At 67.9% G+C, this 13,793-nt stretch carries 13 protein-coding genes and 2 pseudogenes; 9 read left to right on the top strand and 6 right to left on the bottom strand.

Annotated elements, in window-relative coordinates:
• The first annotated feature begins 420 nt into the window (after window positions 1–420).
• The 3 genes from OHA88_RS04205 (at window position 421) to OHA88_RS04195 (ending at window position 3,816) form a co-directional block, all read left to right on the top strand.
• The gene (locus OHA88_RS04205) at window positions 421–1,245 is read left to right on the top strand and encodes an endonuclease/exonuclease/phosphatase family protein (RefSeq protein ID WP_328624272.1); all 825 of its coding nucleotides are present in this window, start codon (window positions 421–423) and stop codon (window positions 1,243–1,245) included.
• A gap of 198 nt (window positions 1,246–1,443) precedes the next feature.
• Complete coding sequence (locus tag OHA88_RS04200; RefSeq protein WP_328624271.1) at window positions 1,444–2,397, top strand: phosphotransferase enzyme family protein; 954 nt, start codon at window positions 1,444–1,446, stop codon at window positions 2,395–2,397.
• 453 nt (window positions 2,398–2,850) lie between these two features.
• Window positions 2,851–3,816: an NAD(P)H-dependent flavin oxidoreductase gene (locus OHA88_RS04195; RefSeq protein WP_328624270.1), complete on the top strand. Its 966-nt coding sequence runs from the start codon at window positions 2,851–2,853 to the stop codon at window positions 3,814–3,816.
• Between the two features lie 229 nt (window positions 3,817–4,045).
• Here the strand turns inward: OHA88_RS04195 and OHA88_RS04190 are convergent, their stop codons facing one another.
• Window positions 4,046–4,846, bottom strand: coding sequence for an IclR family transcriptional regulator (locus OHA88_RS04190; RefSeq protein ID WP_328624269.1), 801 nt, complete (start codon window positions 4,844–4,846; stop codon window positions 4,046–4,048).
• A gap of 110 nt (window positions 4,847–4,956) precedes the next feature.
• Between OHA88_RS04190 and OHA88_RS04185 the strand changes: the two genes are divergently transcribed.
• The 5 genes and pseudogenes from OHA88_RS04185 to OHA88_RS04165 all read left to right on the top strand — a co-directional run bounded on the left by OHA88_RS04185 (window position 4,957) and on the right by OHA88_RS04165 (window position 9,693).
• Window positions 4,957–5,922 carry a 5-dehydro-4-deoxyglucarate dehydratase gene (locus OHA88_RS04185; protein WP_328624268.1) on the top strand — a complete coding sequence of 322 codons (966 nt, stop codon included), beginning with the start codon at window positions 4,957–4,959 and terminating at the stop codon, window positions 5,920–5,922.
• Window positions 5,919–7,214 carry a glucarate dehydratase family protein gene (locus tag OHA88_RS04180; protein WP_328624267.1) on the top strand — a complete coding sequence of 432 codons (1,296 nt, stop codon included), beginning with the start codon at window positions 5,919–5,921 and terminating at the stop codon, window positions 7,212–7,214. Before OHA88_RS04185 ends, OHA88_RS04180 begins: the two co-directional genes overlap by 4 nt.
• Window positions 7,215–7,296: 82 nt before the next feature.
• A complete protein-coding gene (locus tag OHA88_RS04175; protein WP_443044171.1) occupies window positions 7,297–8,727 on the top strand; it encodes an MFS transporter in 1,431 nt (476 codons plus the stop codon).
• Between the two features lie 90 nt (window positions 8,728–8,817).
• Window positions 8,818–9,066 (top strand): annotated as a pseudogene (locus OHA88_RS04170) (sugar kinase); the annotation flags it as partial.
• A gap of 153 nt (window positions 9,067–9,219) precedes the next feature.
• Window positions 9,220–9,693, top strand: coding sequence for a carboxymuconolactone decarboxylase family protein (locus OHA88_RS04165; RefSeq protein WP_328629585.1), 474 nt, complete (start codon window positions 9,220–9,222; stop codon window positions 9,691–9,693).
• 292 nt (window positions 9,694–9,985) lie between these two features.
• Here OHA88_RS04165 and OHA88_RS44500 read toward each other — a convergent pair.
• From OHA88_RS44500 to OHA88_RS04150, 4 genes and pseudogenes are all read right to left on the bottom strand, one after another.
• A pseudogene (locus OHA88_RS44500) lies at window positions 9,986–10,127 on the bottom strand (IS982 family transposase); the annotation flags it as partial.
• Window positions 10,128–10,141: 14 nt separating this feature from the next.
• Window positions 10,142–10,507, bottom strand: coding sequence for a hypothetical protein (locus OHA88_RS04160; RefSeq protein WP_328624266.1), 366 nt, complete (start codon window positions 10,505–10,507; stop codon window positions 10,142–10,144).
• Between the two features lies 1 nt (window position 10,508).
• Entirely contained in the window at window positions 10,509–10,994 is a 486-nt protein-coding gene (locus OHA88_RS04155) for a TetR/AcrR family transcriptional regulator (protein ID WP_328624265.1), read from the bottom strand.
• Between the two features lie 51 nt (window positions 10,995–11,045).
• Entirely contained in the window at window positions 11,046–11,969 is a 924-nt protein-coding gene (locus tag OHA88_RS04150) for a hypothetical protein (RefSeq protein ID WP_328624264.1), read from the bottom strand.
• Window positions 11,970–12,172: 203 nt separating this feature from the next.
• On the opposite strand from OHA88_RS04150, the gene OHA88_RS04145 reads away from it, so the two are divergent.
• Entirely contained in the window at window positions 12,173–12,541 is a 369-nt protein-coding gene (locus tag OHA88_RS04145) for a hypothetical protein (protein ID WP_328624263.1), read from the top strand.
• 110 nt (window positions 12,542–12,651) lie between these two features.
• On the opposite strand, the gene OHA88_RS04140 is transcribed toward OHA88_RS04145, so the two are convergent.
• A complete protein-coding gene (locus OHA88_RS04140; RefSeq protein ID WP_328624262.1) occupies window positions 12,652–13,761 on the bottom strand; it encodes an IS110 family transposase in 1,110 nt (369 codons plus the stop codon).
• Window positions 13,762–13,793 lie beyond the last annotated feature (32 nt).

Genomic DNA, 13,793 nt, shown 5'->3' with positions numbered 1-13,793 from the left:
ATAGGGAATGCCTCCCCAACAACACCGTGGTCACGACGAGGTGTTGTGGCCTGCGGCCGTCGTGCACGTGCGGGCGCCGTCAGTAGAAGAGAGGGTCCTTCTCGAAGATAGCCAGCGCAACCTTGGCCGCTCCGCGTGGACTTGCCCGCACGGGCGACATTCCGGGGACTGCAGAGTTGGCGCATCACGCGGAGGCAGCCCGCTGTCATCGGCCAGTGGCCGAACCCGGTGGCGCCACGGTCGGGTTGGCGCAAACAACCGGACGGCGCCGGCGTACTGTCGGGCCCCGGCTGCGTCCGGTGCGCGTCTGGTGCCCGACATCGGGAAGGGACCGACTCTTCACCCTCCGGTCACGAATCCGCCAAGGGGCCGGATCACGATCGTGATCGTATTTGATACCTGTCGCAGGAGGACCACACCATGTTGCGCCGTACCTTGTCCGCACTCGCCGTCGTCTCCGTGCTCGCCACCACGGGGATCGCCCAGGCCTCGGCCGCCGAAGGCACCGGTGCCCGTGTGCTGGACGTGATGACGTTCAACATCCACCACGCCCAGGGCACCGATGATGTACTCGACCTCCAGCGGATCGCCGACGTCGTCAAGGAAAGCGGCGCCGACGTGGTCGGGCTGCAGGAGGTCGACAACCACTACTCCGGGCGCAGCAATTGGGCCGACCAGCCTGCCGAGCTGGCCGCCATGCTGGGATACCACGTGGTGTTCGGCGCCAACATCGACAACAACCCCCCGACACCCGGTGGGCACCGGATCCAGTACGGCACCGCGATCCTCTCCCGGTACCCGATCACCGAATGGGACAACACCTGGCTGTACAAGTCGCCCGGTCAGGAGCAACGCGGGCTGCTGCACGCCACGCTCGACGTCCGCGGGAAGGCCGTGCACTTCTACTGCACCCACCTTGCCGCCAGCTCGCAGACCGACCGTCTTCACCAGGCCCCGCAGATCGTCGACCTGATAGGTGACACCGATCCGTCGATCCTCGTGGGCGACTTCAATGCGGTCCCGTCCGCGTCCGAGTCTCAGCCGTTGCAGACCAGCTACACCGACGCATGGACAAAGGCCGGTCACGGGGATGGGATGACCTTTCCCGCCGAGGGCCCGACCGAGCGGATCGACGACATCTACACCACGGACGAGGTCAAGCCGGTGGTCACCCGCGTCCTGAACGCCGACCCCACGGCTTCGGACCACCTCCCGGTCATCAGCAGGGTGGTCGTCGCCCCCTGACGAGGGTTCCAGTCGGGTTCGAGGCGACCCGGGGCTTTCAGGGGAGCGCGGGGTCGCTTCGAGCGTGCATGGCACGTCGCCCGGGCTGGGGCAGGTCGTGGCGCGCTGGGATCGCAGTATCACGCTGTTTGTGGACTACGTGGAGGGCGCCGCCGAGCGAAACCTGATGGTCAGGCCGGGCGAGGTTCTGTAATGCTGATGGCTGTGATCGACAAGCCTCCCATCGACGAGCGGTCATGCGCCGGAGAAGTGGCCCAGGCGTGGAGCCTGGACGGCGTTGAACTCGTGTTCCTGCCGATCGGTTTGGACGGGCAGGCGTGGGCGTACCGAATCAACACCGCAGGTGGTGATGGCTACTTCTTGAAAGTGCGGCGCGGGGAGTTCGCGCCGGCGGCCGTGTCGTTGCCGCAATATCTGCGCGAGCAGGGCCTGACCCATGTGGTGGCACCGCTCAGCACGCGGTCCGGCGAAGCAGGTCATGCCATGGGTGACTATCGAATGCTGCTGTATCCGTTTCACGTCGGCGGGAACCTGTGGAGCCGCGGCCTGACCGACCGACAGTGGATCGAGTACGGGGAGTTCCTGGGCAAGCTGCACAGCACTGTGCCCAGCCCACGGATCGAGTCGGTCCTGCCCGCGGAGAGCTATGCGACGACCGCACCGGCGAGGGTGTACGCACGCACCGCCGAGGCAGCGGTGAGTAGCGTGCTCGGCGCCTTCTGGCAGCGGTATGGTGCCGCGGTCACAAGGCTGTGCGAGACGGTCTGCGAGCTCACCGCCAAGGTCGGGGCCGGTCCGCATGTCATCTGCCACGCCGATGTCCATCCGGGCAACCTGATCGCTGACGGTAATGGCCCTTTACATGTCGTCGACTGGGATGCACCGATCATGGCGCCGCGCGAACGCGACCTGATGTTCGTCCTTGGACAGGGCTTCGGTGACCATCCAGTCAACCCCCGCCGGGAGGAGCTTTTTCGTCAGGGTTACGGGCCGCTCCAGGTCAACGAGGAGCTTCTGTCGTTCTATCGTCAGGAGCGCAATCTGGATGACATCGCCGAGTTTCTCAGTCGCATCCTCGATCCCCGGACGAGCGCCGAAGCCCGGGCGAACGATCTGCATTGGCTGACCCGTAATGCCGAGATGCTCACGTAGACACCTGCTTCGGCCAGGTCGTGCGCGTTACCCACCGGAAGCGGGTTCTGATGCGGGGAGCCTGCTGCCGTCGGACTTCGCGTCGGCGTCGGCCGCGAAGTACTACTTCGATGAACAGGACGCCGGCGATGACCGGCCGATCCTGAAGCCCAAGACTCGGGTGAGGGGCTCGCGGAACACGACGTGCGAGGCAACTGCGGTCAGAGCGAAGCCGGGTGACAGTGCACAGCGTGTTCATCTTCTTCTTCAACGCCAACGTGGTGGCTGTCGCGGACGACTGACTCAGGGCTGACTGCGGGAGGTGGACTATCGCAGGGAATCCGCCGATGCCGGAGCGGTGAGGTCGGGTGCGCTCTTCAGCCCTGCGCTGCCACGGCAGGTTCGGGGTGCGCTGTGCGGCAGGGATTCCTGGGCGATGCCCGCAGAGCGTCGGGAGGGGCGATGATGTCAGCCATGGCATTGTCGACGGCGTTCACGAAGTTGTTCGGTGTGCGGCATCCGATTGCGTTGGCGCCCATGGGCGGGTCGGCCGGCGGCGCGCTGGCTGCGGCGGTCTCCCGCGGCGGTGGGCTGGGGCTGCTGGGCGGCGGGTACGGGGATGATCGGGATTGGCTGGCCCGTGAGCTGCCGATCGTTGCCGGAGGCGGGCGGCCGTGGGGAGTTGGGTTCCTGAGCTGGGCAGCCGGTGTCAGCGCGGTTGAGCAGGCGCTGGAGTACGGCCCGGGGGCTGTGATGCTGTCCTTCGGAGATCCGAGCCCTTTCGTCGAACGAATCCGCGCAGCTGGTGCGGCGGTGATCGTTCAGGTCACCGATCTGCAGGAGGCTCAGAGGGCGGTGGATGTGGGGGCCGATGTCATCGTGGCGCAGGGGAGCGAGGGCGGCGGGCACGGGGCCCGGCGCGGGAGGGCCACGTTGCCGTTCGTGCCGGTCGTGGTGGACTTGGCGGCACCGGTGCCGGTGCTGGCGGCCGGTGGGATCGCCGACGGTCGTGGTGTGGCCGCCGCCTTGGCGCTGGGGGCCGCCGGGGCGCTCATCGGCACCCGATTCCAGGCCACGGCCGAGGCGCTGGTCGATCCCTCGATCGCTGAGGCGATCGTCCGCGGGCGCGGGGAGGATACGGAACGCAGCGGTGTCCTTGACATCGCCAGGGGGGCCCGATGGCAGACGGCGAAGTACACGGCTCGCTCCCTCGGCCATCCTTACCTCGACCGCTGGCGGGGCCGGGAGGCGGAACTTGCCGCGGACTCCCAGGCTCGCCGTGCCTACCAGGTCGATGTGGCACGAGGCGACGTGCCACCGCTGCCGGTGTGGGCCGGCGAGGGTGTCGACCTCATCGACGACCTGCCACCCGCAGCCGACCTTGTTGCCGCACTTGCCGCCCAGGCCGACAGCGCCCTGGCCCGAGCAGGAAGGTACTGACAGGAGGACAGTGAAGCACTCTCTCCGGGTCACTTCCGTAATTGGCCGCCCGTGGGGAATTCTTGGTGGCCGCTCAGTGGTCAGGGGGTCCCCGCATGATCTGCCCGCGCATGCCTTGGCAGATGTCGCGGGCGAGCTTGTCGCGGGATTCCTGCACAGGAATCCTGAAGATATCTTCCAAGCGGCTCGACTCGATATATCAGCCTCGGGGGCGCTCCCCGGGACGGGGTCAGCGCCAGTGCGGAGCGCCCGCTCCGCCTGGCGTCGTCGCCTCGATCTTTGTGCGGATTTCGCGCATGACCCTGATGATCTGGGACTCGTGGTCGGGGGTGAGCCGGGCCACGGGGACCGAGCAGCTGATGGCGTCCTGGGCGGGGGTGTCGTAACGGAGGGCGAAGCCGAAGCCGATGATGCCGAGGACGCCTTCCTCGCGGTCGATGGAGTAGCCGCGGGCGCGGGTTATCTCGAGGTCGGCCGCCAGGGTGTCGCGTTCCGTGTGGGTGTTGGGTGTGGCCGGCGTGTACGGGCCCTCGGGGAGCGTGGAGTCCGGGCGTTCGGCCAGGAGTGCCTTGCCCAGCGCGCCCGCGTGGGCCGGGAGGCGGCGGCCGACCCGGCTGATCGTGCGCAGGTACTCGTGTGATTCGCGTGTTGCCAGGTACGCCACGTCTCCGCCGTCCAGGCGGCCCATGTGGATCGTCTCGCCGAGTGCCTCCGACGCCTCGTCGAGATACGGGCGTACGGCCCTGACGCGGGGGTCGGAGTCCAGGTAGCTCGTGCCCGTGAGCAGGGCGTGGATCCCGATGCCGTAGAGGGAGCCCGTCATGTCCGTGCGGACCCAGCCCCGGCTTATCAGGGTCTGGAGCAGGGCGTACATCGAGCTGCGGGGGACCTGGAGTTCGGCCGCGAGTTCCTGGAGCCGGGCGGGGCGATCGCCGCGCTCCGCCAGTACCTCCAGCAGCTCGACCGTGCGCGCGGCGGACTTCACCTCGCGCACTCCACGCTCCTCGTCCGTGTTCATGGGGTCCGGCATGTGCTGATCGTAAGCGAGGGCCACCGAACCATTGACGGCCCGTGTTTGCGTATCTAACCTTCATCTTCATACGTAGATGATGTCTACATACGGAGATGGGGTCGGCAGGAATGAGCACGGACACGGAAACGGAGGCCGTCGTCGGGCGGCTGCGGAGCGGGATGGCGAACGGCGTGCTGTCGTTCCCGCTCACCAGCTTCCACGACGACGGCTCCCTCGACCTCGATGGGTTCCGTGCGTACGTGGCTGCACAGATCGACGCCGGCCCCGGCGCCGTCTTTCCCGCCTGCGGCACGGGGGAGTTCTTCTCCCTGGACGAGGACGAGTACCGGGACGTCGTCACCGCCGCGGTGGAAGCGGCGGCGGGGAGGGTGCCCGTCGTGGCCGGCGTCGGGTACGGATGGGCCCAGGCCGCCAGGTTCGCGCGGATCGCCGAGGAGGCCGGGGCCGATGCTCTGCTCGTGCTGCCGCACTACCTCGTCGCCGCGCCGCAGGACGGACTCGTCGCGCAGCTGGAGCATCTGGCGGCGCGGACCCCACTGCCGCTCATCGCGTACCAGCGCGATCAAGTCGCGTTCAGCGTCAAGTCGTTGATGCGGATTGCCCGGATTCCCGGGGTCATCGGGCTCAAGGACGGGCACAGCGACCTCGACCGGCTGCAGCGCCTCACACTCGCCGCGCCCGACGGTTTCCTGTTCTTCAACGGGGCCGCCACCGCGGAGATCCAGGCCCGCGCGTACACCACGGTCGGAGTGCCCGCGTATTCGTCGGCCGTCCACGCCTTCGCACCCGAGATCGCCGACGCCTTCTTCGAGGCCCGTAGGCGGGGCGACGACCATGTCATGGATCGGCTGCTGCGGGAGTTCTACGTCCCGCTCGTCGAACTCAGGGACCGGCAGCCCGGATACGCCGTCTCGCTCGTGAAGGCCGCTGCCCGGCTGCGCGGGCGTCCCGTCGGGCCCGTACGCGCCCCGCTCGTCGATCCCTCGGCCACCGACCTCGCCGACCTGGAGCGCCTGCTTGCCGCCGGCCTCGACCTCGCGTCCACCCTCACCCCCGTAGGAGCCGCCCTGTGACTCGCGATCTGACCATCACCGAGGTTCGGCTGACCCCGATCCTGGTCGCCGACCCGCCGCTGCTCAACACCCAGGGCGTGCATCAGCCGTACACGCCGCGACTGATCGTGGAGGTCGTCACGGCGGGTGGCGTGACGGGGGTGGGGGAGACGTACGGCGACAGCAAGTATCTGGAGCTCGCCCGGCCCTTCGCCGACAAGCTCGTCGGGCGTCAAGTCTCCGATCTCAATGCGCTGTTCGTCGTGGCGGACGAGGTTTCCGTCGATCGGGGACGGGTCGAGAACCAGGTCGACGTGGGTGGGTTGCGGGGGGTGCAGACCGCCGACAAGTTGCGGTTGTCTGTGGTGTCCGGCTTCGAGGTCGCCTGTCTTGATGCGCTCGGCAAGGCGCTCGGGCTGCCCGTGCACGCGCTGCTCGGCGGGAAGTTGCGGGACGCGGTGGAGTACAGCGCCTATCTCTTCTACAAGTGGGCCGACCACCCGGCGGGGGTCGTCTCCGAGAAGGATGACTGGGGGGCCGCAGTCGATCCGGCCGGCGTCGTCGAGCAGGCACGGAAGTTCACCGAGCGGTACGGGTTCACCTCGTTCAAGCTCAAGGGCGGTGTCTTCGCACCGGAAGAGGAGATCGCCGCCGTACGGGCGCTCGCCGAGGCCTTTCCCGGGCATTCTTTGCGGCTCGACCCCAACGGGGCCTGGTCCGTGGAGACGTCGCTGAAGGTCGCTCAGGAACTGGGCGACGTACTCGAATATCTGGAGGACCCGGCGCTCGGTACGCCGGCCATGGCTGAGGTCGCCGCGAAGACGGACGTGCCGCTCGCCACCAACATGTGCGTGACCACCTTCGCCGAGATCCAGGAGGCTTTCACCCAGGGGGCCGTACAGGTCGTACTGTCCGACCACCACTACTGGGGCGGGCTGCGCAACACCCGTGAACTTGCCGCCATGTGCCGCACGTTCGGCGTCGGGGTTTCGATGCACTCCAACACCCATCTGGGCATCAGCCTTGCCGCGATGACCCATGTCGCGTCGACCGTGCCGAACCTCCACCACGCCTGTGACTCCCACTACCCCTGGCAGTCCGAGGACGTGCTCACCGAACGCCTCACCTTCGAAGACGGGTCGGTCAAGGTGTCCGACGCGCCCGGTCTCGGCGTCGAACTCGACCGCGACAAACTGGCGTTCCTGCATCAGCGGTGGCTCGACGACGACGGCCGCCTGCGGGACCGCGACGACGCGGCCGCGATGCGGATCGCCGACCCGGAGTGGGTCACGCCGACCGTCCCTCGCTGGTAACTCCCACCGCGGGACCGGAAGTTCGTGCGACCCGGTCCCGCTCACCCCTCTCTCCCCTCCCTGCCCACGATCGGAGCCGCTCGTGTCCGCAGTACCACCAGCACAAGTCCCCGCTGTTGAGCACCCGCCCGCCGTTCAGTCCGCCATCCGTAAGATCTTCCGGCGCGTCGTCCCTCTCTTCTTCGTGATGTTCGTCGCGAACTACATGGACCGCGTGAATCTCGGCTTCGCCCAGGACCAACTCCGCGCGGACGTCGGGCTGTCCGCCGCAGCGTTCGGGCTCGGCGCCGGGATCTTCTTCATCGCGTACGCCATTTTCGAAGTGCCCTCCAACATGATGATGGAGCGCTTCGGAGCGAAGATCTGGCTCACTCGGATCATGATCACCTGGGGCCTCGTGGCCACCGCGATGGCCTTCGTGTCGAGTGCGGAGATGTTCTACGCGCTGCGGTTCCTGCTCGGAGTCGCGGAGGCCGGGTTCTTCCCGGCCGTCATCTACTACTTCTCACGTTGGCTGCCCGACTCCCACCGAGGGCGGGCCACGTCCATATTCTTGATGGGCTCGGGCACGGCGACCGTCATCGTCGGGCCGATCTCCGGCGCGCTGCTCGAAATGCACGGCCTGTGGGGGCACTCCGGCTGGCAGTGGATGTTCTTCATCGAGGGCGTCTTCTCGGTGGTGCTGGGATTTGTCGTCTACCGGTTCCTCGACTCCGGTATCGAGCAGGCCACGTGGCTGACGGACGAGGAGAAGCGCGGGCTCGTCGCCGTCATCGACGCCGAGCAGGCGGAGCGCGCCGGGGAACGCGCGACCGCACAGGTGTCGCGGTGGAAGCTGCTCGCCGACCCGCAGATGCTGCTGTTCCTGTGGATCTACTTCGCGATCAACGTCGCCCTGTACGCGGTGACGTTCTGGCTGCCGTCGATCGTGGACGACATCGGCGGGCTGAGCGAGTTCCAGGTCGGGTTGCTGACGGCGGTGCCGTGGCTGTGCGCGATCGTCGCCGTGTACGTGAGCGGGCGGATCTCGGACCGCATCGGCAAGAGGCGTCCGATCCTGGTGACTCTGCTGGTCATCGGCGGCTGCGGCACCCTGCTCGCCGTGTTCGTGTCGCCGTGGGTCGGGCTCGGCGCCCTGTGTATCGCCGCCGTCGGTTTCAAGCCCGCCTCGCCGATCTTCTGGACGATCCCTCAGAGCTACCTCGACGCACGGGCTGCGGCGCCCGGCATCGCGCTCATCAACTCCATCGGCAACCTCGGCGGCTTCGTCGCGCCGACGGCCTTCGGACTGATCGAGGACGCGACGGGTTCGACCAAGGGTGGACTGGCGGGCCTGACGGTCGTCGGTTTCCTGGCCGCGCTGAGCGTTCTGCTGGTGCGGGGCGGCGGGCGCAATGACCGGATTCGCGCGAAGCCCGTGAGAGCCCCTGTGGCCATGGCGCCGGGGGCCACCCCGGGCACGGCACAGATCGTGGAGTCCGGACCAGCGGGAACGGCTCCGGTAGGGGCCTGACGTGACGGGCCGCGCGGGCGTGCGTGAACGCCGCTGCCCGTCACGGGGCGTGGCGCACACGGACTTGAATCCGCCCACGCCAGGGAGCGAATGGTGATCGCTTCCACTGGAGAGGGACCGTACTGCCCGGCTCAGACCGACCCACTCGAAGGACTGGGCACTCCACAGGACCCGCCCTGGGACGTCTAGCTCACAGGCACCGTCAGCCTCGACATCATCTTCACCGGGCTCGACTCCGCCCCGGTGCGCGGGACCGAGTCCTGGGCACGCGGGATGGGGTCGAGCCCCCGTTGTGTGGCGAACATGACGACGGCGTCGACCCGTCTCGGGCTCAGAACCTTCCCCCGTGGCGGCCCGACCACTACGCCGTCCTGGATGGTTACTGCCGGGGCGGGGGAGGGGAGACGCAGGTCACATTCGCCCATGTCACAACTTGCTGGAGCTGTTCCGTCCAAGAGGTGTAGCCACCAACAACGACAACGGGAGTGCACCATGGAAGCTCGGTTGAACCTCTTCGCCAGCCCGGTCGCCGCCAAGTTCGGGAAGCACATCGTTGCTGCGGGCAAGGTGCTCGCGGACTCGACGCTGCCGGTCGCGACACAGGAACTGGTGAAGCTCCGCGCCAGCCAGATCAATGGCTGCGGCTTCTGCACCGACATGCACACCAAGGACGCCGCGCACGCCGGGGAGACCTCGACGCGTCTCAACCTGGTCGCGGCCTGGCGCGAGGCCACGGTGTTCACCGACGCCGAGCGCGCGGCCCTGGAGTTGACGGAGCAGGGCACCCGCATCGCCGACGCTGCCGGCGGCGTCACGGACGAAGCCTGGGCGAACGCCGCCAAGCACTACGACGAGGAACAACTCGCCACCCTGGTGTGCACCATCGCCCTCATCAACGCCTTCAACCGCGGGAACGTCATCGTCCAGCAGCCTGCCGGCGGCTACCAGCCCGGCCAGTTCGCATAACCACGTCCCTGGCCGGGACCGCCGGTGCCCCGCACCTGCAGCAGCACACGCCCCCGGGCGCCCTCGTCGGGGCCCGGGGGCGTTGACCTGGTCCCGCCCGGCAGTCCGACCGGCCCAGCGAGTCGGCCTGGCCAAGACGTTCGTTTCCGTCGGTTGGGGGTCCCCCATATGCACCAGTGCTCACTGCCGGTCTCCCAACCTCGCCTGTTCTGCGAACGTGCTGGTCACAGCCACAAGCGCGACTGACCCCGCCGTGATGACTGCCAGTGCGACCTTGCGGACCAGGCGGCCGAGTTGGGAAGCCAAACAGTACCTGCGCCACGGCCAGGCGCAGCAGTTCCGCGGCCGACGGCTTCGGCGGTCGGACGGATCCGGCGACAAGGCGGTACATGGTCGTCGATGAACACGTACAGGGCAGCCAGAAGTGCGTCCAGCCGGACGCCATGGTTCAGCCCCGGGCGATGGACTGTTCGATGAGGGCCACGGTGGCGCGGGGATCGTCGACCTCGATGACGAGGCGGTCGTAGCTTTCGGCGTCGGCGAGTTCAATGACGACCGCCTTGTCCGGGTTCTTCACGTCCCAGAACAGGCGCTCACCGTTGTGGAGGAAGCGGCCGGCGGTGATCACACCGGGGAAGTTGGTGCCACCGACGCGGATGCCTTTCCGTTCGCGGGTGATGCCGGGGTCGTGGGTGGCGCCACGCACATGCGCGAGGGGGATTTCCAGGCGGCTCTTGAGGCTCCAGAGCTTGTCGAGACCCTGGATTTCGGCGGTCAGTAGGCCGCGTTCACGGTCGATGGAGATCAGGGCCATGTCAGTACTCCTTGGGGGCGGTGGGTTGGGCGCGCAGGCGCAGGCGGGCACCGAGGACAGTGGAGGCGAGTTGAGGGGCGGCGTCACCGTGGGAGGGGCGCAGGGCATCCTCCAGGGCGGTGATGCCTTCCGCGACCAGCACGGCAACCTCCGGATCGTGGGGGGCGCGTTCGGCGGCGGCGAGGAGGAGGAGTCCGGCCGCTGGGCCGTTGTCGTACGAGGCGATGGCTGTTGTCAGTGCCTGCGCGGGGTCGGTGAGGGTGGCGATGGCGGCGCTGGCGGGGTGGATCTCGTGGTCGAGGTGGTTGCGGAGGGCGGTCAGATGCAGGTTCCGCTTGGAGCCGAAGACTTTGTAGAGACTGCCTCGGTGGATGCCGGTGGCTGTGACCAGGTCGTCCACCGAGGTGCCCTCGTAGCCGTGGGTGGCGAAGAGAGTGGCCGCGGTACTGACGGCCTGATCGGTGTCAAAGGTGCGTGGTCGTCCCATGGGTATGACCGTATGTGATTTAAGAACGTCCAGTCAAGAACGAGTGTTCTTTTATGGGAGGTGCTGTAGGCCTGGGGTGGCAGACGCTTCCCAGGGGGCATCCCATCGACTACTGGCCCCCACCGGGCCGTCCCTTGTCTCAACGTGCAGTTGCGGCAGCATCCTTCGGGGCGGGTATGTCCACGAACAGCTGTGCGAGTTGGTGCGACGGCACTCGGCCAGGCCGAGCGCGAGGACGAGACCGCCCGCCGCCGCGCCGATTACCAGGGCGAAGCCCAGCTCGACGCGGGCGAGGCCGGCGAGATCGACTGCGGTCAGGCTGGAGCCGACCACCGTCTGCGACGAGGGCAGGTCTGTGACGTGGGCGCTCGGGCCCAGCACTCGCTTCGCCTTCGCGGCGGCCTGGCGCTGGCCGGTGCCCCTGGTGTCAACCAGCAGCGTTCCGGGGGCATCGCTGCCCGTCGTACGCGCGATGTACGAGGCGTTCGCGACCAGGAAGCTGTCCTTCGGAGCGGTCGGGAACTCCTTGACGACGCCCTCGAAGCGGAACGGAACCGTACGCAACTGCCCCGTCAGGGCATCGGTCAACCGTAGCCGCACCTGGTCTCCCGGGTGCAGCACGAAGTCGTGCGCGGTCTCGGCGCTGACCAACAGCCCCTCCGGGCGCGCACTGAGGCGGTCCATCAGCGACCGGACCGTACCACCGGAGAAGTAGCCGTTCTGGAGCCGGCCCGCCCCCACGATGCTCGTGGGGCGCACCCCGTAGAGGTCCTGCAGATCCGCGCCCACATAGGCAAACCGGTGCTGAAGCGGCTCCACATGCCGCACCCCCGGCACGGCCGCCAGCTTCGCCGTGTCCGACGCCGTGAGCACCGGCCGGGTCACGATGACATCGGCCCCGTTGGTCAGCACGGCATCAACCTTGGCCTGTTGCGGGTAGAAGGAGTTGAAGACCCCGGTCGACACAGCGAACACAGGCCAACGCCAGCAGCACCACGAAGCGGACCACGGTGCCGCGCTGCCGCGACAGGGCCGCGGTGACCGTGCCGGACAGGGCGCCTGCCACCGGTCGGAATAGCCATGCGAGCACCGGCCGACCCCGGCGCAGTACTAGGGTGCGTTTCATAAGCGGCCGCCCGCTGATCTCCGCAGCATGATCGGCCAGTACAGTCGTCCTCATGGCAACACCGGTACTGCGGGCGATTGAGTGGGACGGGACGTCATGGGACGACCCGTCTGACGACCAGCTGCACGATCTGCTGGCCGACATGAGCCTGACCTGGCGATTTGTCGTTGTCCAGCGGCTTGACCTCGAACCCGTCGGCCAGCACTACATGCAGGTCTATCTCAACGATGACCTCAGCTACCAGGTCGAATACCGCGAAGGTGGCCCAGACAGGCACTTTCACGCCCGGGTGCCGCGCGAGCACGAGGTGTTCGCCGTGGAGCCCGTTGCCGAAGTGCTTCAGCGCTGGGCCCGGGGGCGGCCGGGCTGGCGTGAAGCTCTTCCCTGGGCCCCGTGGCCACCGGTGGAACCAGCGCGATGAACCTCGTGCGGCGCGATGCGTGCCACGCGGCCCCTCACAGCCACTCGTTGATGGCCGCGATGACCACGGTGGCTTCGTAGCGGACGGCGAGTTTGATGCCCCTATGGATGTCAAGCAGCGGCTCTGACAGATCCTGCCTGGTCAGCCGGAGGCTTCGATGGGACGAGAAGTCGGTAGATCTCTCGTGCGACGTAGCGTTTGAGGCAGCGGATGATCTCGCGGCGCGTCTTCCCCTCGGCCAGACGTCGTTGCAGGTAATCGCGGGTGCGGTCGTCCCAGCGCAAACGGCTCAGGACGATCCGGTAGAGGGCGGCGTTCGCCTGGCGATCGCCGCCTCGGTTCAGTCTGCGGCGCTGTGTCTTCCCAGAGGAAGCCTCGACCGGGCTGGTGCCGCATAGAGCTGCGAAGGATGCCTCGCTGACGAGCCGCTCAGGGTTGTCGCCGGCCGAGACGAGAAGGGCAGCGGCGCTGTCCGGCCCGACGCCACGAACTTCCAGCAGGCCGGGCGTGCTGGCCTCGACGGCCTCGGCTATCCGCTTTTGGAGATCGTCGATCTCCTCGGTCAGGTGCCGGATGCGGCGGGCCAGCAGCCTCAAGGTGTGACGAGCGGCCCCGGCCGGCCCGCTCGTGGGCTGGGTGTCGAGGTTGGCGCACCGCTTGAACAGGTGCGGGTTGCTCAGCCCGGCCGGCGACTCGCGGAGGGCGGAGTCAGCTGAGACCAGCACGCTCTTGAGCTGGTTGATCGCCTGAGTCCTGGACTTGATGGCGGACCCCTTCGCCAGCTTAAACAGCCGGAGCATCTCGACTGGACCATCGCCGGTCTTCGCCGCAGCGGTGGCTCGTCCAGTCAGCACGGCGCGGGCGGCGGCTTCGGCGTCGATGGCGTCGGTTTTGCCGTGACGGCGTCGGGCGGCCTTGTCAGGCTGGTTGACCTCGGTCACCTCGATGCCTTCGGCGCGCAGGTGACGGGTCAGGGCGGCTCCGTATGAGCCGGTGCACTCGACCCCGGCCCGCCGCAGCACGCCGAACGACCGTGCCCAGTCGAGGAGTTGCCGATAGCCATCGGCGGTCGCGGGGAAGCTGCGACCGTCCAGTGCGGCGCCGAGCACGGTGATCACGGCCGCGGCGTGGACATCCTTGTGAGTGTCCACGCCGAGCAGGACGTCCTCGGCGTCCGCTGGAATGTGACATGGGGCGGTGGACTGCGTGATGCTGGTCAAGGTCGCCTGTCTCCTGATCGCCTCGGGAACCG

The sequence above is a fragment of the Streptomyces sp. NBC_00353 genome (genome assembly GCF_036108815.1).
Taxonomy (GTDB): Bacteria; Actinomycetota; Actinomycetes; order Streptomycetales; family Streptomycetaceae; genus Streptomyces.
The sequence above is the reverse complement of the archived record's forward strand: the minus strand, read 5'-3'. Positions and strand labels throughout refer to the sequence as shown.

What these genes read in the sequence shown, in the direction of transcription:
- OHA88_RS04205 (WP_328624272.1), top strand. Translation starts at nt 421, where the DNA reads ATGTTGCGCCGTACCTTGTCCGCACTCGCCGTCGTCTCCGTGCTCGCC.
- OHA88_RS04165 (WP_328629585.1), top strand. Translation starts at nt 9,220, where the DNA reads ATGGAAGCTCGGTTGAACCTCTTCGCCAGCCCGGTCGCCGCCAAGTTC.
- OHA88_RS04160 (WP_328624266.1), bottom strand. Translation starts at nt 10,507, where the DNA reads ATGGCCCTGATCTCCATCGACCGTGAACGCGGCCTACTGACCGCCGAA.
- OHA88_RS04145 (WP_328624263.1), top strand. Translation starts at nt 12,173, where the DNA reads ATGGCAACACCGGTACTGCGGGCGATTGAGTGGGACGGGACGTCATGG.
- OHA88_RS04185 (WP_328624268.1), top strand. Translation starts at nt 4,957, where the DNA reads ATGAGCACGGACACGGAAACGGAGGCCGTCGTCGGGCGGCTGCGGAGC.
- OHA88_RS04190 (WP_328624269.1), bottom strand. Translation starts at nt 4,846, where the DNA reads ATGCCGGACCCCATGAACACGGACGAGGAGCGTGGAGTGCGCGAGGTG.
- OHA88_RS04155 (WP_328624265.1), bottom strand. Translation starts at nt 10,994, where the DNA reads ATGGGACGACCACGCACCTTTGACACCGATCAGGCCGTCAGTACCGCG.
- OHA88_RS04195 (WP_328624270.1), top strand. Translation starts at nt 2,851, where the DNA reads ATGGCATTGTCGACGGCGTTCACGAAGTTGTTCGGTGTGCGGCATCCG.
- OHA88_RS04200 (WP_328624271.1), top strand. Translation starts at nt 1,444, where the DNA reads ATGGCTGTGATCGACAAGCCTCCCATCGACGAGCGGTCATGCGCCGGA.